This is a genomic window from Pseudomonas sp. xss_2 (genome assembly GCF_043104195.1).
GTDB lineage: Bacteria > Pseudomonadota > Gammaproteobacteria > Pseudomonadales > Pseudomonadaceae > Aquipseudomonas > Aquipseudomonas urmiensis.
This window is the reverse complement of sequence record NZ_JBICKL010000043.1, coordinates 13,493-32,119: the sequence shown is the minus strand read 5'-3', so window position 1 is coordinate 32,119 and position 18,627 is coordinate 13,493. Positions and strand designations below refer to the sequence as shown.

At 61.4% G+C, this 18,627-nt stretch carries 20 protein-coding genes; 12 read left to right on the top strand and 8 right to left on the bottom strand.

From position 1 onward, the window contains the following. Positions 1 to 108: 108 nt before the first annotated feature. Positions 109 to 1,050 (top strand): MerR family transcriptional regulator, encoded by a 942-nt coding sequence (locus ACF8K2_RS06935; RefSeq protein ID WP_392464057.1) that lies wholly within the window; start codon positions 109 to 111, stop codon positions 1,048 to 1,050. On the opposite strand, the gene ACF8K2_RS06930 is transcribed toward ACF8K2_RS06935, so the two are convergent. Both ACF8K2_RS06930 and ACF8K2_RS06925 read right to left on the bottom strand, forming a co-directional pair. Continuing rightward, entirely contained in the window at positions 1,035 to 1,652 is a 618-nt protein-coding gene (locus tag ACF8K2_RS06930; RefSeq protein ID WP_312153462.1) for a hypothetical protein, read from the bottom strand. The genes ACF8K2_RS06935 and ACF8K2_RS06930 overlap by 16 nt on opposite strands. A gap of 59 nt (positions 1,653 to 1,711) precedes the next feature. Next, complete coding sequence (locus tag ACF8K2_RS06925; RefSeq protein ID WP_392464056.1) at positions 1,712 to 2,152, bottom strand: PAS domain S-box protein; 441 nt, start codon at positions 2,150 to 2,152, stop codon at positions 1,712 to 1,714. 105 nt (positions 2,153 to 2,257) lie between these two features. On the opposite strand from ACF8K2_RS06925, the gene ACF8K2_RS06920 reads away from it, so the two are divergent. Beyond that, positions 2,258 to 2,713: a flavodoxin gene (locus ACF8K2_RS06920; protein WP_264236406.1), complete on the top strand. Its 456-nt coding sequence runs from the start codon at positions 2,258 to 2,260 to the stop codon at positions 2,711 to 2,713. Between the two features lie 14 nt (positions 2,714 to 2,727). Here the strand turns inward: ACF8K2_RS06920 and ACF8K2_RS06915 are convergent, their stop codons facing one another. Beyond that, complete coding sequence (locus ACF8K2_RS06915; RefSeq protein ID WP_392464054.1) at positions 2,728 to 3,606, bottom strand: LysR substrate-binding domain-containing protein; 879 nt, start codon at positions 3,604 to 3,606, stop codon at positions 2,728 to 2,730. A 100-nt stretch (positions 3,607 to 3,706) separates the two neighbouring features. On the opposite strand from ACF8K2_RS06915, the gene ACF8K2_RS06910 reads away from it, so the two are divergent. The 5 genes from ACF8K2_RS06910 to ACF8K2_RS06890 all read left to right on the top strand — a co-directional run bounded on the left by ACF8K2_RS06910 (position 3,707) and on the right by ACF8K2_RS06890 (position 10,453). After that, entirely contained in the window at positions 3,707 to 4,093 is a 387-nt protein-coding gene (locus ACF8K2_RS06910) for a CidA/LrgA family protein (RefSeq protein WP_392464052.1), read from the top strand. After that, the gene (locus tag ACF8K2_RS06905) at positions 4,083 to 4,769 is read left to right on the top strand and encodes an LrgB family protein (protein ID WP_392464051.1); all 687 of its coding nucleotides are present in this window, start codon (positions 4,083 to 4,085) and stop codon (positions 4,767 to 4,769) included. The genes ACF8K2_RS06910 and ACF8K2_RS06905 overlap by 11 nt, the downstream gene beginning before the upstream one ends. Before the next feature lie 181 nt (positions 4,770 to 4,950). Next, positions 4,951 to 5,856: an alpha/beta fold hydrolase gene (locus tag ACF8K2_RS06900; RefSeq protein WP_186553743.1), complete on the top strand. Its 906-nt coding sequence runs from the start codon at positions 4,951 to 4,953 to the stop codon at positions 5,854 to 5,856. 133 nt (positions 5,857 to 5,989) lie between these two features. Then, complete coding sequence (locus ACF8K2_RS06895; protein WP_392464050.1) at positions 5,990 to 6,904, top strand: SDR family oxidoreductase; 915 nt, start codon at positions 5,990 to 5,992, stop codon at positions 6,902 to 6,904. 372 nt (positions 6,905 to 7,276) lie between these two features. After that, positions 7,277 to 10,453 carry a hypothetical protein gene (locus tag ACF8K2_RS06890; RefSeq protein ID WP_392464048.1) on the top strand — a complete coding sequence of 1,059 codons (3,177 nt, stop codon included), beginning with the start codon at positions 7,277 to 7,279 and terminating at the stop codon, positions 10,451 to 10,453. A 6-nt stretch (positions 10,454 to 10,459) separates the two neighbouring features. Here ACF8K2_RS06890 and ACF8K2_RS06885 read toward each other — a convergent pair whose 3' ends face one another. Next, a complete protein-coding gene (locus tag ACF8K2_RS06885) occupies positions 10,460 to 11,236 on the bottom strand; it encodes an IclR family transcriptional regulator (protein ID WP_392464047.1) in 777 nt (258 codons plus the stop codon). A 184-nt stretch (positions 11,237 to 11,420) separates the two neighbouring features. Between ACF8K2_RS06885 and hmgA the strand changes: the two genes are divergently transcribed. The 3 genes from hmgA to maiA are packed head-to-tail and all read left to right on the top strand — an operon-like array spanning position 11,421 to position 14,663. Beyond that, positions 11,421 to 12,722: a homogentisate 1,2-dioxygenase gene (gene hmgA, locus ACF8K2_RS06880; protein ID WP_392464046.1), complete on the top strand. Its 1,302-nt coding sequence runs from the start codon at positions 11,421 to 11,423 to the stop codon at positions 12,720 to 12,722. A gap of 3 nt (positions 12,723 to 12,725) precedes the next feature. Beyond that, entirely contained in the window at positions 12,726 to 14,018 is a 1,293-nt protein-coding gene (gene fahA, locus ACF8K2_RS06875) for a fumarylacetoacetase (protein ID WP_392464045.1), read from the top strand. Between the two features lie 12 nt (positions 14,019 to 14,030). Next, complete coding sequence (maiA, locus tag ACF8K2_RS06870) at positions 14,031 to 14,663, top strand: maleylacetoacetate isomerase (RefSeq protein ID WP_392464043.1); 633 nt, start codon at positions 14,031 to 14,033, stop codon at positions 14,661 to 14,663. Here maiA and ACF8K2_RS06865 read toward each other — a convergent pair. Beyond that, the gene (locus tag ACF8K2_RS06865; RefSeq protein WP_186553749.1) at positions 14,657 to 15,463 is read right to left on the bottom strand and encodes a SirB1 family protein; all 807 of its coding nucleotides are present in this window, start codon (positions 15,461 to 15,463) and stop codon (positions 14,657 to 14,659) included. The genes maiA and ACF8K2_RS06865 overlap by 7 nt on opposite strands. A 123-nt stretch (positions 15,464 to 15,586) precedes the next feature. Here ACF8K2_RS06865 and ACF8K2_RS06860 point away from each other — a divergent pair, with 123 nt between their 5' ends. After that, complete coding sequence (locus ACF8K2_RS06860) at positions 15,587 to 16,606, top strand: Glu/Leu/Phe/Val dehydrogenase (protein ID WP_186553750.1); 1,020 nt, start codon at positions 15,587 to 15,589, stop codon at positions 16,604 to 16,606. Between the two features lie 137 nt (positions 16,607 to 16,743). Here the strand turns inward: ACF8K2_RS06860 and ACF8K2_RS06855 are convergent, their stop codons facing one another. Then, entirely contained in the window at positions 16,744 to 17,007 is a 264-nt protein-coding gene (locus ACF8K2_RS06855; protein ID WP_264236419.1) for a YebG family protein, read from the bottom strand. A gap of 243 nt (positions 17,008 to 17,250) precedes the next feature. Here ACF8K2_RS06855 and ACF8K2_RS06850 point away from each other — a divergent pair, with 243 nt between their 5' ends. Then, positions 17,251 to 17,721 (top strand): phosphate-starvation-inducible protein PsiE, encoded by a 471-nt coding sequence (locus ACF8K2_RS06850; protein ID WP_186553783.1) that lies wholly within the window; start codon positions 17,251 to 17,253, stop codon positions 17,719 to 17,721. Between the two features lie 3 nt (positions 17,722 to 17,724). On the opposite strand, the gene ACF8K2_RS06845 is transcribed toward ACF8K2_RS06850, so the two are convergent. Both ACF8K2_RS06845 and ACF8K2_RS06840 read right to left on the bottom strand, forming a co-directional pair. Then, positions 17,725 to 18,021, bottom strand: coding sequence for a DUF3509 domain-containing protein (locus ACF8K2_RS06845; protein ID WP_392464042.1), 297 nt, complete (start codon positions 18,019 to 18,021; stop codon positions 17,725 to 17,727). Between the two features lie 136 nt (positions 18,022 to 18,157). Beyond that, entirely contained in the window at positions 18,158 to 18,505 is a 348-nt protein-coding gene (locus ACF8K2_RS06840; protein ID WP_186553785.1) for an HPF/RaiA family ribosome-associated protein, read from the bottom strand. Between the last annotated feature and the right edge of the window lie 122 nt (positions 18,506 to 18,627).

Sequence of the window (18,627 nt, the reverse complement as noted above, 5' to 3'; positions counted from 1 at the left end):
GATATTTCATGACCCGTCAGTTTCAGGCGGCGAACGGGATACACTGAACACTGTGTGCAAGCGGGCGTAAAATGCCTTTCAATTACCTGAGACAGGGCATCTGGGCGCATGAACAAGCAGCTATCGGCCTCAACCAGCGCAGCTGATCTGGACTACCAGCAGCTGTATCCGATCCGCGAGGTGGCGAAGTTGACTGGCGTTAACCCTGTGACCCTGCGCGCGTGGGAGCGCCGTTACGGATTGATCCAGCCGACTCGCACCGACAGCGGCCATCGCCTGTATTCCCAAGCGGACATCGACGATATCCGCAGCATCCTAGGTTGGCTGGAACGCGGTGTGGCAGTGAGCAAGGTCGGCAGCATCCTGGCCCGCGGTCAGGCGTTGGCGCAGGACGGCTGGGCTGCTAGCAACGCCGATGAACGCGTGCGCTGGCGCACCCAAGTGCGTGAAGCTGTGCAGCGCTTTGACGGCGCCAGCCTCGATCGGCTGTTTGACCAGGTATTTGCCAGCAATGCCCTGGATCCGGTGTTCGATGAGGTGTTCATGCCGGTCTGGCACAGCCTGCGTGCAGGTCACGCAAGTTTTGGACAAATGAGCGAGTGGGCGTTTCTCGACCAGTTTCTGCGGGGGCGGGTGCTGATGCGCCTGCAACTGGCACGTGGCCCGCGTAATCGGCGCATAGTGCTGGCGCCGCTGAGCAGCGGAGCGCTGGAGCTTGAGCTGCTGGTCGCAGGCTTGCTGCTGAGCAGTGATGAAGTGAGCGTGGTGGTGCTGGCGCCAGGGCAGCCACTGGATGAGCTGACGCTGGTTTGCGAGCGCTTGAGCCCGGATGCATTGGTGCTGTTTTCTAACCAACAGCCTACCGCTGAGTTGGGCAAGCAACTGGCGCGATGGGTGTTGGGCCTTGGCTGTCCGCTATTGCTGGCTGGAGAAGCGGCAGAAATGGCCCAGGATCATCTGGCCGGCAGCCCAGTGGCTTGCCTGGGCGCCGATGGCAGCCTGATGCGCAAGCGCCTACGCCAGTACCTGGCAGGTCAGCTCGATACCTGAGTATGCAGCTCGGGGTGGGCCAGGCGGTGGGCTTGGAGGATGTACTCCCGCAGGCGCTCGATCTCGTGCGCTGGGCTGCGGCTGAGGTCGTAGGCGGCCAGGTCACGGCCAATGCGTCGGCGCAGTACGCCATGCAGGCCGATCGCCGGGATGCCTTCGGGGGCAAAACGCAGGTCGAAACGTGATGGCGCTTGGGCCACGCCGCGGATTTCCACCAGTGCGCCCTTGAACGAGATGTCCCTGACCCACAAGCCGCTGTGTTCGCCGTGCTCGCCCAGCAGCGCCGAAGGTTGTTCCATCGACAGCCGCCAAGGGCGCAGCATCGGGCCATCTTCGTAGATTTCCGGCGAACCTACCTGCAAATGCAGAGCGTGGAATTCGTCCTCGACCAATTGCAGCGGGAAGCTGATCTGCTGGTTGTTGAACTGCGCCTGCAGGGTGACCTGTTCATTGGCCACCAGGCGGGTCAGCAACTGCTGGATCTGCCGGTCGCCATTGACCAGTAGGCTCGACATGGAGTCGGCCAGGTTCAACTGCGGCGAATGCTGCATATCCTGGATGAAATCCATTTCGTCCTGGGTCAGGAGGGCGTTTGCGTGCATGATCGAGCTCGAGAGTGGCGATTTCTTCAACGTGATTGACCGCGTCCGAGGCGCTTGGTTCAAGCGTGCAGTTGAGATTCCAGTTCAGCCAGGCGGGCGCGCACTATATCCAGCTCACGTTGCAGCTCGACCTGACGGCTGACGTCCTTCTGGATACCAATGAAATAGGTACGGTTTTCAGCGGCGTTGTGCACCGGGGTGATCGACAGTTCGTTCCAGAACGCGCTGCCATCCTTGCGGTAGTTGCGCAGCACTTCACGGCACGGCTGGCCTTCTTTCAAAGCTTTGCGAATGCGCGAGCGGGCAAGCTGATCGCGATCGTCGCCCTGCAAGAAGCGGCAGTCCTGGTAGAGAATCTCATCGCGTTCGAAGCCTGTGAGGCGTTCGAATGCCGCGTTCACGTAGATCAGGATGGTGTCTTCATCGCCTTCTTGTTCAGCGACGACGATCCCGTCGTTGGAGGCATCGATCATGGATTGCAGCAGTTGCGCGTTGATCATCTTCGGACCATTGGCAGAGGAGGGGACTTTCGGCTTAGGCGGCCTTTTGCTATCGCCGGATGCTAGTATTCTACGTTTTCACTCAGTTTCGGAATCCTCTTTCAGATGAAAGTCGCCATTATTTCCGGGTCGGTGTATGGCACCGCCGAAGAAGTTGCTCGTCATGCCCAAGCGTTGCTCAAGGCGGCAGGCCATGAAGCCTGGCACGCGGCGCGGGCTACCCTGCAGGATATTCAAGGGTTTGCCCCGGAGGCGTTTTTGGCCGTCACCTCGACCACCGGCATGGGCGAGCTGCCGGATAACCTGATGCCGCTGTACAGCACCCTCCGCGACACCCTGCCGGCAGCCTGGCGCGGCTTGCCAGGTGCGGTGATCGGCCTGGGTGATTCGAGCTATGGCGACACCTATTGCGGCGGTGGCGAGCAGATGCGCGAGCTGTTTGCTGAATTGGGCGTGCGTGAAGTGCTGCCGATGTTGCGTTTGGATGCCAGCGAAACCGTGACGCCGGAAACCGATGCCGAGCCGTGGTTGGCGGAGTTTGCCGCTGCCCTCAAGGGCTGAGTCTGGTGCTGGCCTCAAGCCTGCTCGCGCAACAGTTTCAACCAGGCCTGCGCCGCCCGTGACAGGTACGCCCCGCGCCGCCAGATAAAAGCGATATCCCAACGCAAATAGTCCGGCGCCAACAGCGGCAGGCGCACCACCCCAGGGCGTTCCAACGCCCGTGCTACCACCCGGGGCAGCAACACCACCCCCTGGCCAGCGGCAACCAGCGCGGCAAGAAAGTCCGCCTGGCCGCTGCGCCCGCCTTCTTTAGGGGTGAACCCCACCTGCTGGCAGGCGCTCAGCAAGCGGTCATTGAGCACGAAACTGCGCTGATACAGCAAAAACGGCGTATCGGCCAGCTGGCGCAACTCGACCTGAGCCAGCCCGGCAAGTGGATGATCCGCCGGCAGCAAGGCATCCAGCGGTTCATTGCAGAACGGCTGATACTCAAAGTCGCCATCGCTCGGCGTCAGGCTACCGCCCAGCTCCAGCTCGCCGCTTTTGACCGCCTGCTCCACCGTGCGGCTGCCGCCTTCAAGCAGTTGAATGGCGATGTTTGGATGCCGGTGCCGGTATTCGGCGAACAGTCCGGCGAACAGCGCATCGCTGCCCAGCAGTGGCAAGCCCAGGCGCAGTTCGCCACGGGCCATCTGGCTCAGGTCATCCAACTCGCTTTGCAGCTCCTGACGCTGGCGCAGCAGCGCCTCGCCGCGCTCCAGGACAATCCGCCCAGCCGCTGTCAGGTGCAATTGCGAGCCCTGCCGCTCAAGCAGCGGCTGGCCCACATCTTGCTCCAGCTGGGCGACCTGCTTGCTCACGGCGGACTGGCTGATATGCAAGGTCAGCGCAGCCTGGGTGAAGCCACCTCGGTGCACCACTTCAATGAAGCTGCGTAGTTGTTTGAATTCCATGCTCTGAATTCCATTTTGGAATGGGCTTAAGTCTAACAATTCGCTTCTGGCCTAGGCAGGCAAATTTTACAATGGGCACCTGCTCGAGGAACCCCGCCCCATGAACGCCCTGTTGTTGAAGAAATTCGGCCGCCTGCTGATTGAGCTGGCGGTGCTGCTCGTTTTGTTTCTGCTCGGCGGCCAGCTCGCCGTGTGGTTCGGCTGGCCCATCCCCGGAGGGGTGATGGGGCTGGCGCTGCTGCTGGTGTTGTTTGCCAGCGGTATTCTCAAGCCGGCCATGCTGCAACTGGGCGCCGGCTGGCTGATGGCCGAGATGCTGCTGTTCTTCATCCCTGCACTGATGAGCCTGCTCGACTACGGCAGCCTGCTGCGCGACGAGGGTTGGCGCATTCTGCTGGTGATCGCCGTGAGTACCCTGCTGGTGATGGTGGTCACGGCGGTGACGGTCGAGCTGGTCTGCCGCTGGAGCCTGCGCCATGAGTCTTGAACCCATGCCGCTGTTCTGGCTCGCGTTGACCTTGCTGGCTTATCTGGGCAGCCGCTGGCTGTACCGGCGCAGCAGGCGCTATCTGCTGTCGCCGTTGATCCTGGTACCGGCTTTGTTGTTGGCGGTGGCGCTGCCGTTGCATACCGCCTATGCCGAGTATGCCCGCAATACCCACTGGCTGATGGGCGTGCTGGGCCCGGTGACGGTGGCCTTCGCCGTCCCCATCTGGCAGCAGAAAGCATTGCTGGCGCGGCACTGGCCGGCGTTGTTGGTGGGGATGTTGGCCGGTAGTGCCGCATCGATCGCCAGCTCCTGGGGCCTGGCCCATTGGTTGGCGCTGGATGATTCGGTCAGCCTGTCGTTGCTGCCGCGCTCTATCACCACGCCATTCGCCATGCCCTTGGCACGTGACTTGGGTGGGGTGCCGGAACTGACTGCGGTGTTCGTGATGTTCACCGGCGTGCTCGGCGCCATGTTCGGCGGCATCCTGTTGCGCTACCTGCCGCTGCGTACGCCCCTGGCGCGTGGTGCGTTGTTCGGGGTCGGTGCGCATGGCGCCGGGGTCAGCCGGGCGCAGGAAGTGGGCCGCGAAGAAGGTTCTGTGGCCGGCTTGGTCATGGTCTTGACCGGGCTGCTCAACCTGTTTGCCGCGCCCTTGCTGGCGATGCTGCTCTGACCGTTCATACACCTGACCTGTTAGGTCATCAAGCTGGCTGCCAAGGTAAGTTCCGCCACTGCTCGCGCTGACTAGACTGTGCCTCGACGCGACATAGAGAGCACATGTAAGTGCCGAGGTGACATGCAATGACCGCAGCCTTGCCGTATTCCTTCACCCCCTACCTCCCGGGACCACTGTGATGCCTTTGGCCGAAATTCCATTGTGCGTCTGGCGAACCCGGGGTCAGAGTTTCTCATTCCGGGGCCAGAGCATCCGCTACTGGACAGCAGGGCAAGGAGAGCCACTGCTACTACTCCACGGTTTCCCCACCGCCAGTTGGGACTGGCACTACTTGTGGGCGCCCCTTGCGCAGCGTTTTCGCGTTATCGCCTGTGACATGATCGGCTTCGGCGATTCCGCCAAGCCCCTGGGGCACAGCTACAGCCTGATGGAGCAGGCTGATCTGCAATTGGCGTTGCTGGCTCATTTGAAGATCGATCAGCCCGCGCATCTGTTGGCCCACGACTACGGTGGCAGCGTGGCCCAGGAGCTGCTCGCGCGCCATCACGAAGGGCGGGCCGAGATCGCCAGCTGCGTGTTCCTCAACAGCGCCTTGTTCCCCGAACGCTGCCCGTTGCTGCTGGTGCAGAAGCTGTTGCTCAGCCCCCTGGGCTGGTTGGTGGGGCGCTCGTTTGGCCGCGACGATCTGGTGCGCAATGTCACCCAGGTGTATGGCCCTTGCACCCACCCCAGCGAGAGCGCACTGGATGATAGTTGGAGCTTGATTGTTTCCAACCGAGGCACGCGGATCCTGCACAAGTTGATGAGTTTCGTCCCGGAGCGGCGCTTTTACCGCGAGCGCTGGGTGGGGGCGCTGCAACATGACGGGGTGCCGTTGCGCTTTATCAACGGTGCCGTTGATCCGCTGTCTGGTGCGCACATGGTCGAGGCTTATCGCCAGCAGGTGCCCGACCCGGACACCGTACTGCTGCAGGGCATCGGCCACTACCCGCATATCGAAGCACCGGTACAGGTGCTGCGCCACTACCTGGCCTTTCGTGAGCAGCCGATGAGCTATCTGCCGCAAAAGGTCGCCTGGTCGTAGCGCCAGAGTGCAGGCCGGTGGCAACCATCGGCCTGTCTTATCGCCCATCATTCAGCCCCAGTGCGCTTGATTGTTCCGGGCACTTGGCTGGCCGACACTGCCTTTAATCCAATCACCCTGTGGAGCCATGAGCATGAGCGAGCCCGTACGTCTGCAAGATCGAGTGGTGATCGTCACCGGCGCCGGTGGTGGTCTGGGCCGGGCTCATGCCCTGCTGTTCGCCGCGCATGGCGCCAAGGTGGTGGTCAACGACCTGGGCGGCAGCACCCATGGCGAAGGCGCCAGTGCCTCGGCGGCGGATCGGGTGGTCGAGGAGATTCGCGCCACCGGTGGCACCGCGGTGGCCAACCACGATTCGGTCACTGATGGCGGGCGCATCGTCGAGCAGGCTTTGGACAGCTTTGGCCGGGTCGATGTGCTGGTGAACAACGCCGGCATCCTGCGCGACAAGACCTTTCACAAGATGGAAGACGTCGATTGGGACCAGGTCTATCGGATTCATGTCGAAGGCGCCTACAAGGTCACTCACGCCGCCTGGCCGCATCTGCGCGAGCAAAACTGGGGGCGAGTGATATTTACCGCTTCGACCTCGGGCATCTATGGCAATTTTGGCCAAGCTAACTACGGCATGGCCAAGCTCGGTCTGTATGGCCTGACCCGAACCTTGGCCATTGAAGGGCGCAAGCACGGCATCCTGGTCAATGCCATCGCCCCTACCGGTGGTACCCGGATGACCGAAGGGCTGATTCCCCAGCAGGTGTTCGAGCGCTTGAAGCCCGAACTGATCAGCCCGCTGGTGGTGTACCTGGGCAGCGAGCACTGCCAGGACAGTGGCCAACTGTACGAAGTAGGTGGCGGCTGGATAGGCAAGCTGCGTTGGGAGCGCAGTGTAGGCGTAGGGTTTGATCCACGTGAAGGCTTCACCCCGGAACAGGTGGCCGATCATTGGGCGCAGATTGGTGATTTCGAAGGCGCGCTGCATCCCGAAGACAGCTTGCAGGCGTTGCAGCAGATGATGGCCAATCTGCAAAAGTATCCGCTGAGTTGAACAGCAGATTCTTGCAGGCATAAAAAAGGCCGCTGCAAGCGCAGCGGCCAATCGAGACGTTAGATCAAGGAGCTTCAAAATCAACGTCGGTGAACCTGGGGTGGCGCGAAAGGCGGGGGGGAGTGCCCTTCGCGCTAACCAGTGAGATAAGAATAAGCGCTTGATCCTGTGGGAAAAATAGTCGCTTCTGACATTCTCTATTACATCGTGGGTGATAATCGCGCGGCTCTGTCCCCTCTGCGCCTGTTGTGACAACTATCGCAGGCGCGTATCGCCCAACAGCTTCTTTGTGGATGCTGGAAAGGCTTCCCTTTTCTGTCTCTTTGAATGCCCAACGCAGACTGGAACTCCACACATGTTTCGGAGTTCGCCATGCTTTCCGAGTCTTTGTTTCCCAACCTGTCGTTCCTCAAAAAAGCTACTTCTCCTAGCTCATACGAAGAAATGCTGGCGCAAGTGGCGTTGCTTGCTGTCGCCATTCAGGGGCAGCTTGCAGATGCACCGCGTTATGCCGCAGAGCCGCAGGCTGAATCTACGGAGCCCGCGCTGCTTACGGTTGAGCAATTCGACGAGCGTTGGGGGGACTGGCGAGACGCCAAGGACCAGTGGTGGAAGGAGCAAGCACATTCATCCTCCGGCCGTCTGCGTAACCAGTTGAGGGACTTGTTCGAACTGGAAGTGGCGATACTGGCAATAACTGAGCCGTCGATCCGGGAGCGGATGGAAGCGCTGTTGGCGCCGCAGGCGGATACCGAACTTGGCCAGGTCATTGCCATGGTAGGCGAGATCAAGGTGCGTTTGCCGGGTTGCTTCGTTTATACCGCTGATTTCGACGTTGCCAGTCACGGTGGTGAAGATTTCCTCGTGTATGGTCTGGGGTGGGGCGCCTGGTTCAGCGCTGAGCCGGTAACACTCGCGGCTCGGGTGCAGCAAGCCCTGCTGGCGGGGGAGCCATGGACGCTGACGATCCCTGCTGCGCTACGCACTGCTGTACGGGAGGGCGCCGCGCTGGAGTTGAGCTTCGAAGAGGTTGACTACTCGGTATCGCGCAGAATGCTCGAAGACCTGCAGGACTTGCAGATTCAGCTACTGGGCGAGGTATCCCGGCACCCCTCCAACTATCAGCTGTCGCTCAGCAGTCTCAACGCCGCGATACGTCTGGATAGCTGGGTTAGCCAGGTACAGGACCGCGTGGCCAGCTTTCTCAAAGCCTACCGACTCAGCACCCAGGTGCAGTGGGTGACTGAGCTTGAAGGTGACGAGCTGGCTCACTATGCGGCGCTGGAGCAAGCCAAAATCGATGCACAGACAACGTTCGACGACCATTTGGGCAGTCTTGCGGACTATCGGACGTTTGCCGCAGCGCGGATCAGGGCATGGCTGGAGGCAAATGCCGACGGCTTGCGGATCGCCCCGGAAAAAACCCAACTGACGATTCATCGACTCTTCAGAAACGCTGCAGGACAGCGTAAATCCACCGTGCTGGACTGGGTTATCAGTGGCGGCTACGTCGGCTATGACCTGTTCGTCGAGCCTTCGGCCCCGGATCTGGAAGGGGTTTTGACCCATGCTGTGCTGCAGAGAATGATCAATCAACTCAATCTGCGCGAGAGCTACTACCGCGAAGTCAGCGCGGCTTATCAGGACTCACAAACCCAGGCGCTGCTCGGTAAGGTTATCCGCGCCGACATGCTGTTTGCCGCATCGGCGGCGCTGCACGCCGAGGTGTTGCCTGCGCCGACCCATGCCAAACTCATCGCTCTGCTTGGGGATGATCAGCCGACTGATGAGCTGCAGGTGCACCGCCTGCAACTGCGCGGACAATTTTTAGATGGCGTGGTTGCCTTTGCCGCTGACGAGTCCTTCATTCTCTATGCACCGGGCTCGCCAGGCGGTCACTTCCAGCGCTTCGCCAATGAGCGGGAACTGATCGAGGCGGTCTTCGAGATGCTCAATAACCCAGTTGGCATTGCCTACCTGCTGGAGCGTATCCCAGTGCAGCACCGGCAACCGGTTCAAGAGTTCGTTCATCGGGTAGAACCCATCACCTGGCGCCCGGATATCATCCGCCTGCGGCCATTCGAGGAGAATTTGCACCAGGTGCTGCTTGAGGGTCGGCTCTCAGTCCATCACAGCAATCGGCTTCAGGCCACACCTCAATGGTATCTGGAGGCGAGCCAGGAAGACCGGCGGCACTTGGACTTTCTGGACAATCAACTGGCTTCCCTGGAGGAGGATTACATCGCCAGTAATGGCATGCAGACGCTGTTGGATTTTGCCCATGATCAAGCCTCTGAGCGGATCAATGGGTATCCCGGCAACACTGGATTCTGGATTGACGCCGACACGGTGAGGGTCGAGTCATCTGAGGGCGCGCTGAGCTTCACCCAATGGATGGCGTGGGGGTATCCGACAGGCTTCAATTTCGCCGAATTCTCCACCCTGAGTTCGACCCGGGGTCAAGACCTCTCACACCTCAACCTGTCCATACTGGCCAGTGCCATCCGTGGCTTCAGCGGCCAGGTACGGGAGCAATACAGCACACGTCTCGAAGACCGCTACCTGGCCGATGACCGCCCCCAACGCGAGCGTCAGCTCAGGTTGCATGGGTTGGTGATGAACGTGAAGCTGCGCCGCGATTTCTTGGCGGCAAGTCTACAGGGCTATCTTGATGAAACCGACGCAGGCTGGTTGAAAGGACTCGCTCGCACGCCAGTTGGCGCAGACATTCTGGATAACGCCCGGCTCGGCAGGTTGGCTTTCCACCGTGGTGATTATCGCTTGGTCAATGGCTGCTATCTGTTAGAAAACGCGGCAGGTGAACGATTCGTTTACCTCACTGACCCGGCCAACGGCCAGACTGTACGCACATTCAGAGACATTGCCTCAAGCTGGTACAGGGAAAATCTCGGCCCGTACTTCACCAGCCGGGTTATTCACTCCGACAAGGCAGCCATGCGGGCACTGGATAGCGATCGCTGGGCAAACGGTGAACACGTGGTGCTCGATACGCTACCCCATCTGGTCGACTGGATCGATAGCTGGGAAAAGGATCACCAAAGGCGTGCCGAGCATCTGCTTGCCGATGCGCGGTCACAGACCACTAGCGTCGCGAACCGGGTTTTTGAAACGGTCGACCTGATCGGCAGCAAAGTGGCGAGTGCATTGTCTCTCGGTTTTCCGCCAATCGCTGCGGTTATAAGCCTGATTCAGGCAGTCAGGGACTTCTCCAAGGGTTACACCAGCTGGTGGGATGGGGAAAAACTGACCGGTGCGTTTTTCTTCCTGCTAGGGGTTTCTGGCGTCGCGTCTGCGACAGGCCTGACGAGCGCGGTCAGCGCTGGCCTTGCCGCCGCTTGGAGTAAATTGCGCCCTGGCCCATCGGGACCCGCGGTTGAATTGCTGAAGGCATGGTTCAAAGAGCTCGCGCTGCCATACGGTCCCAAGGCTGCGAGCGCAGCTAGCAGCCTCTTCACTGATGAGCTTCTCGACTTTATCAAGCCGATATTCGCTGAAAATGAGCCCCCGTCAGTGCTGCTGCCCAAGTAAATCCGCCTAGCGCTGATAACCCATCCGCCTGCTGACTGCCTCCACGGCAGCCAGCAGGCGCTGCGCCGCAGGGCCCTGCTCATCGGCGTGGAAGATCGAAGTCGGGCCGACCACCGTCATCACCGCAGCGATCTGGCCCATGGCGTTGAACACCGGCGCTGACAGGGCATCGACCCCCGGCATCAGCAAGCCGTGCACATGATGCAGGCCACGCTCGCGTATCCCCTCCAGCAGGGGTTCATAATCACCGGCGCTCTGCTTGAGCACCGCCAGTTCCCGCTCCAGCAAATCTTGCGTCTCGCGCGCCGGTAGATGAGCGGCGAATACCAGCCCGGTCGATGAACTGAGCAGCGGCAGCACCGAGCCGATCTGGGTCACCACCGTTACCGCACGCACCGCCGGCTCGATACTGACCACCGTCGCCCCCTGATTACCCCACACCGCGATGAAGCAGCTCTCATTGAGCTCGTCGCGCAATTGCGACAGCGGCAGTGCGGCCACCTTGAGCACATCGATGCTGCCCAGCGCCGCCATCCCCACGCGCAGTGCTTCACGTCCCAGCCCATAGTGGTTGGTGCTTGGGTCCTGCTCGGCAAAGCCGCTGGAGATCAGCGCCTGCAAGTAGCGATGGACCTTGCTGGCAGGCATCTGCACGTGTTCGGCCAGGCGCGACAGCGAGGTCGAGGGCGACAGTTCGGCGAGCGCCTTGAGAATGTCGGTACCGACTTCCGCCGAGCGGACCTTCTGCTTGCCGGTGTCGGCAGGGTTGCGGGCGGTGGTCATGGGGCTGGGCATCCGGGGAAGACTGAGGGCGTCTTTATAGCTTGACGCATTGATCCAATCAAATTACGTTATTCGTAATCTGATTACGATAAAAACAATGCAGACGCGCTACCGGTGCTTGCCGCATGGGCAATTGAGCTGGCAGCAGCTGCCAGCATGGCTCGCTTGGAGCCCGGAGGCATCGATGACTCGTGACACGTCCCCCGCAATCGACTACCTGAGCGGCTTCGGCAACGAATTCGCCAGCGAGGCGCTGCCTGGCGCTCTGCCGGTCGGGCAGAACTCGCCGCAGAAAGCACCCTATGGCCTGTACGCCGAGCTGTTGTCGGGCACCGCGTTCACCATGACCCGCAGCGAGCTGCGCCGCACCTGGCTGTACCGCATTCGTCCATCGGCGCTGCACCCGCGCTTCGAGCGCCTGGAACGCCAGCCCCTGGCAGGCTCACTTGGAGCGGTTACGCCTAACCGCCTGCGCTGGAACCCGCAGCCGATTCCCGGCGAGCCGACCGATTTCATCGAGGGCTGGCTGCCGATGGTGGCCAACTCGGCGACCGATAAACCCGCGGGCGTGAGCATCTACATCTACCGCGCCAACCGTTCGATGGAGCGGGTGTTCTTCAACGCCGATGGCGAGCTGCTGCTGGTGCCGGAGCAGGGCCGCCTGCGTATCGCCACTGAATTGGGCGTGATGGAAATCGAACCGCTGGAAATCGCGGTAATCCCGCGAGGCATGAAGTTTCGCGTCGAACTGCTCGATGGCCAAGCGCGTGGCTACATCGCCGAGAACCACGGCGCCCCGCTACGCCTGCCCGACCTCGGCCCGATTGGCAGCAACGGCCTGGCCAACCCGCGTGACTTCCTCACCCCGGTGGCATACTACGAAGAGACCAGCGGCCCGGTGCAATTGGTGCAGAAGTTCCTCGGCGAACATTGGGCCTGCGAGCTACAGCACTCGCCGCTGGACGTGGTCGCCTGGCATGGCAGCAACGTGCCGTACAAGTACGACCTGCGCCGTTTCAACACCATCGGCACGGTCAGCTTCGATCACCCAGACCCTTCGATCTTCACGGTATTGACCTCGCCGACCAGCGTTCACGGTCTGGCCAACATGGACTTCGTGATTTTCCCACCGCGCTGGATGGTGGCCGAGAATACCTTCCGTCCACCTTGGTTCCACCGCAACCTGATGAACGAGTTCATGGGCCTGATCCAGGGTGCCTACGATGCCAAGGCCGAAGGCTTCCTGCCCGGCGGCGCTTCGCTGCATGGGGTGATGAGCGCCCACGGCCCGGACGCCGAGACCTGCAGCAAAGCCATCAGCGCCGAGCTTGCCCCGCAGAAAATCGACAACACCATGGCCTTCATGTTCGAGACCAGCCAAGTACTGCGTCCGAGCCAGCAAGCCCTTGAATGCCCGCAATTGCAGGCCGACTACGATAGTTGCTGGGCCACCTTGCCGAGCACCTTCAACCCGAACCGGAGATAACCCATGAACCAGACCGCCATCGCCCGTAGCTGGGTCGAGCACGCCAACGGCCATCGCGATTTCCCTCTGCAAAACCTGCCGCTGGGCATCTTCAGCCGCCCGGGTGAAGCCTTGCGCTGCGGCGTGGCCATTGGTGATGCGATCCTCGACCTGGACGCGGTGCTCGCTGCCGGACTGTTCGAGGGTCAGGCCAAAGCAGCTGCACAGGCAACCCAGGGTGGTGCGCTGAACGCCTATTTCGCGCTCGGCCGCAGCGCTCGGGTGGCCTTGCGTGAACGCCTGCTGGCGCTGCTCGGTGAGCACAGCGAGCACCAGGCTGCGCTCACGTCGGCGCTGTATCCAGCCAGCGAGTGCCAACTGCACCTGCCGGCCAAGGTCGGCGACTACACCGATTTCTACGTCGGTATCGAACACGCCAAGAACGTTGGCAAGCTGTTCCGCCCCGACAACCCGCTGCTGCCTAACTACAAGTACGTCCCCATCGGTTATCACGGCCGCGCCTCGACCCTGCGCCCCTCCGGCACCGAGGTGCGTCGGCCCAAGGGCCAGACCCTGCCAGCCGGCCAGACTGAGCCCGTTTTCGGCCCTTGTGCACGCCTGGACTACGAGCTGGAACTGGGCATCTGGATCGGCCAGGGCAACCCGATGGGTGAGTCGATCGCCATCGGCGATGCCGCCGAGCACGTGGCGGGCTACTGCCTGCTCAACGACTGGTCGGCGCGCGATATCCAGGCCTGGGAATACCAGCCGCTGGGGCCATTTCTGTCCAAGAGCTTCATCACCAGCCTGTCGCCTTGGGTGATTACCGCAGAAGCCCTGGAGCCGTTCCGCTGCGCCCAGCCGGCACGCCCTGAAGGCGATCCACAGCCGCTGTCGTACCTCTCGGATAAACGCGACCAGGCCAATGGCGCCTTCGACATCGAACTGGAAGTGCTGCTGATCACCGAGCGCATGCGCGAGCAAGGCTTGCCGGCGCATCGCCTGACCCTGAGCAACACCCGCAGCATGTACTGGACCGTGGCGCAGATGGTCGCGCACCACAGCGTCAACGGTTGCCAGTTGCAGCCGGGCGACCTGTTCGGTTCGGGCACCCTGTCTGGAGCCCAGCCAGGCTCGTTCGGCAGCCTGCTGGAGATCACCGAAGGCGGCAAGCAGCCGATCGAATTGGCCAGCGGCGAGGTGCGCAAGTTCCTCGAAGATGGTGACGAGATCATCCTGCGTGCGCGCTGCAGCAAGGATGGCGTGGCCAGCATCGGCTTCGGCGAATGCCGCGGCAAGGTCATCGCGGCCAACTAAGAGGGTAGGGTGATGGAGCTGTTCACTTATTTCCGTTCCACCTCCTCCTACCGGGTGCGCATCGCCCTGGCGCTAAAGGGTCTGGATTACCAGGCCCTGCCAGTCAACCTGCTCAAGGGCGAGCACCGCGCGGATGATTATCTGGCGGTGAACCCTCAAGGGCGAGTGCCTGCGCTACGGACTGACAGGGGGGAGGTGCTGGTGCAGTCACCAGCGATCATCGAGTACCTGGAAGAGGTCTATCCGCAGCCGGCGCTGTTGCCCGCTGCGCCTGAGGCACGGGCCAAGGTGCGCGGGGTGGCGGCGTTGATTGGCTGCGATATTCACCCGCTGCACAACGTCAGTGTGCTCAACCAGCTGCGTCAGTTGGGCCATGATGAAGGGCAGGTCAATCAGTGGATTGGCCACTGGATTGGCCAGGGTTTGGCGGCTGTGGAGCAGTTGATCGGTGATAACGGCTTCTGCTTCGGCGAGACGCCGGGGTTGGCCGATCTCTACCTGATCCCGCAGCTGTACGCGGCCGAACGGTTCAATGTCGAGCTCACTGCGTACCCACGAATCCGCCGGGTAGCGGCGCTGGCCCAGCAGCATCCGGCCTTCGTCCAGGCGCATCCCGCCCAGCAGCCAGACACCCCGGCTCAGTGAATCGACTGGTTGCTGGCGGGTAGATGGCCCAGCCGCTCGCTCAGTTTCACCCGCTGCACGGGGTCGTCGGTCAGCAGTAGGGCATGCTCCAGGTCGAAGCGTTCGGCCTGCGGGCAATCTAGGCGCTGATACAGCGTTGCCCGCGCCAGGTAGTCGCTGACCAGCACCGGCCCCAACTGCATCACCCGCTCGGCATCGATCAGTGCCGCCAGGTCGTTGTCGTTGCTGATGTGCAACTGGCGCAGGTTGCGCGACAGCCGTTGCAGCATCTGCCTAGGGCTGGCCACTTGCATGTGGTCGGCGCTCAGCGCGACTTGCGGGCCGAACTGGCGGGCCAGCAGCTGGCGGCATTCAGCCGGATACAGACGGCGTCCGCCACACGGGTCGAGCAAGTGGTCGGCGCCGGGTACTCGCAGCAGGAAATGACCGGGAAAGTTCACACCTTCCAGTGGGATCGACAAACGCCTGGCCAGCTCCAGCGCCAGAATCGCCAGCACCAGCGGTTGGCCACGACGGCGCAGCAAGACCTTGTCCATTAATGCCGCATGCGGTCGCAGCGGGTGGTATTCGTCCTGGGCAAAGCCCAATGCAGTGAGCTGGCGCAGCAGCGGTTGCGCCAGTTCGCTGACTGGCAGCATCGGCAGACTGGCATTGATCTCCCGTTGCAGGTCATTGAGCCGGGCAAGGCTGTCCGCGGGCTCGACGCTGCGGTCGTGCTCGGCGGCAATCCATAACGAGGCTTCCAGCAGGGCGACCGGCTCGCGTTCCAGGCAGGCCAGGCAGGCTTGACGTGGCTTCATGAAAATCTCCCAACACGCTTAACTATTAGCTCTGGCGCGCGGTTTCGTCCAGTGGTCCGGCTGCGATACATGGGCTTGTGGGCTGCCTATACTGTGTGGAGCACCTCTTCGGGGAGCCCGTTGATGTTCGCGCTCATGCAAAGCACCCGCACTCAGTCTCTGCACCTGTTCATTGACCCACCTACCGGCCTCAAGGCGGTGGTGGTCATCCACAGCGAGCAGCTGGGCCCGGCTTTGGGCGGCTGCCGCTACTTGCCGTACGCCGATGACGAAAGCGCCATGACCGACGCTATTCGCCTGGCCCAAGGCATGAGCTACAAAGCGGCGTTGGCGGGGCTACCGGTGGGCGGCGGTAAAGCAGTCATCGTGCGTAACCCGCATGTGGAAAACCGCGCGGCGCTGTTCGAGGCATTCGGGCGATTTGTCGACAGCTTGCAAGGGCGTTTCATTACCGCCGTCGACAGTGGTACCTCGACCCTGGACATGGACTGCATTGCCCAAACCACCCCGCATGTCACCAGCACCACTGCCTCCGGAGATCCTTCACCGCATGCTGCCATGGGCGTATTTGCCGGGATTCGCGCGACTTCGATGGCGCGTCTAGGTAGCGATAATCTCGAAGGTTTGCGGGTTGCGGTACAAGGGTTGGGCAATGTCGGTTATGCATTGGCTGAGCAGCTGCATGCGGCGGGTGCGGAATTACTGGTCAGTGACTTGGACCCTGGCAAAGTGCGCCTGGCGGTGGAGCAGTTCAATGCCCATCCGGTGATCAATGACGCCTTGATCAGCACGCCCTGCGATATTTTCGCGCCTTGTGGTGTTGGCCCGGTACTCAATGGCCAAAGCGTGATGCAGCTGCGTTGCGCAGCGGTGGCGGGGGCGGCGAACAACCAGTTGACCACCTTGCAGGTGGCGGACCAGTTGGAAAAACGCGGGATTCTGTATGCGCCTGATTATGTGATCAATGCCGGTGGCTTGATCTATGTGGCGCTGAGACATCGTGGCGAAGACCTGGGCACCATTACTGCGCATCTGGCACGCATTCCTACGCGGCTGACGGAAGTGTTCGCGCATGCTCAGGCGGAGAAACGCTCACCGGCGCGGGTGGCGCAGATGTTGGCGGAGCGGTTGCTTTACGGATGATCCGGGTTTGATGTTGTCTGTCCTGGCCCCTTCGCGGGCAAGCCCGCTCCCACAGGTACAGCGCTTTACCTGAGAACAGCGCAATCCCTGTGGGAGCGGGCTTGCCCGCGAAGAGGCCAGAACAGGCCCCCAAAAACTTATTCCTCGCCACCACCCTCAAGCAACTCCGCCAACGCATCCGGCTGGCTCTTGAACGCCCGGGCAAACACATCGCGGTTCTTGGCCATGTAGATACCGGCTTCCTCGACCTGCTGTTCAGTCAACGAAGGCACCGCCTTTTGCAGCACCTCAGCCAGGCGCTCGGCGAGTTCGAGCATCTTGTCGTGACGATCGGCTTCGGCTTTATCCATGAACAAACGCTCCGGGTCGCGGCTGCTGCGGTACACCACTTCGACGGCCATTCATCACCTCTGTGCCTTTTAGCTGGTTGGATTGATCAATTACTGTATCGATATACAGTAATCGCTCTGGCCACTTCAATGCAACCCAATAGTGGCCATTTATATCCGGGAAAAGCGTAGCTCATAGGTGCCTTGCGGCAATCGGTCGCCTTCCAAGCCAAGGGCCTGGCCCTTTAACTGCATGGCACAAGCGTCACAGGCGTGGCGCATCATCCTTCAGCTCGTATCGGGGAATCGAACATCGTGAACATCAAATGGGCAGAAAAACTGCGCAAGGGCCTGCATGGCTCGGCCGACTCGCTGGGCAACCTGTGCGTCGAGTCGTTCCACTACCTGGCGTTGTTCGGTATCGGCGGGATCACGGCCTGGGCCGCTGTGATGACCTTCCTGGACATGCTCAGCAAAGGTGGGGTCAGCGTCGATGACATCCTACTGCTGTTCATCTACCTGGAGCTGGGGGCGATGGTGGGGATCTACTTCAAGACCAACCACATGCCCATTCGCTTTTTGCTGTACGTGGCGATCACGGCGCTGACCCGCTTGCTGATTGGCGATGTGTCGCACCACAAGGCGCCGGATGTTGGCCTGTTGTACCTGTGCGGCGGCATCCTGCTGCTGGCCTTCGCGATCCTGGTGGTGCGCTATGCCTCCTACCGCTATCCGTCGAGCCGGGTGCTGGATGCCAGCGGCAAGGAAGTCGATGAAGGGCGCTAGCGCTCAGTTGGCGATGTGGCTGGTGCTGAAATGCTGCTGGCGTGGGTCGCGGGTGAGGGCTGCGAGCACCTCAAGGGGGTTCTCGCCCTGTTCGATGGCAAGGCCCAGGCGGATGCTGTCGATCACCCGCTGTAAGCGCACGGGGTCGTTGCGCTGGGCTTGGCTGATCAGGCGCTTGGCGACGATGCCGCTGTCATCGGATAAGGTCAGCATGATGCTGCCATCCAGGCGTTCGATGCTCAGGTTGACACGGTAGCGTTGGGCAAAGGCGTCGCTGATTTGATCGAATGGATTGTTCATGATCGCGCATCTGTAAGTGGCAATGCAGGGGTTGACCGACGTGCAGGCGGGTTGGTTCAGGGCCGCTGATCGGGTCAAGGCACAAACCAAAACGCCCGGTGCAATGCACCGGGCGTTTGTGTTCAAGCAACCTCGATCATTCCTCGGGGTCATGCGCTTCAAGGATCACGCGCTTACTACGCAGCTTGCCGTAGAAGTGTTCCAGCGCGTTGTTCAGCTTGCTGGCGGCGCCATCGACCGCCTGGTCCAGCGAAGTGGCGGTGTGGGTCACGGAAATCGGTTGGTGGCCTTTGGGGCGAGCCTCCATCTGGCAGCGTTTGTCATGCGGTCCGGGCTTGGCGCCGTTTTCGTCGCGCAGGTGGACCTCGATGCGGGTGAGGTCGTCCTCGTAGCGTTCGAGGGTGCTTTCAAGCGTACTGCGGACCCACTCGTTAAGCCGGATGTTGCCTTCGATATGGTTGCTGCTGTTGACCTGGATTTGCATGACTTCAATCCTTATTCAGCTTGCTCGCAAAGAGACGTGCCTAGGCCACTGAGGCCTGTGGAATTTTTTCGCCTCTTGACTCTAAGGTCAGGCATCCGCGCGGCGAATTCAACCCCCCGAGA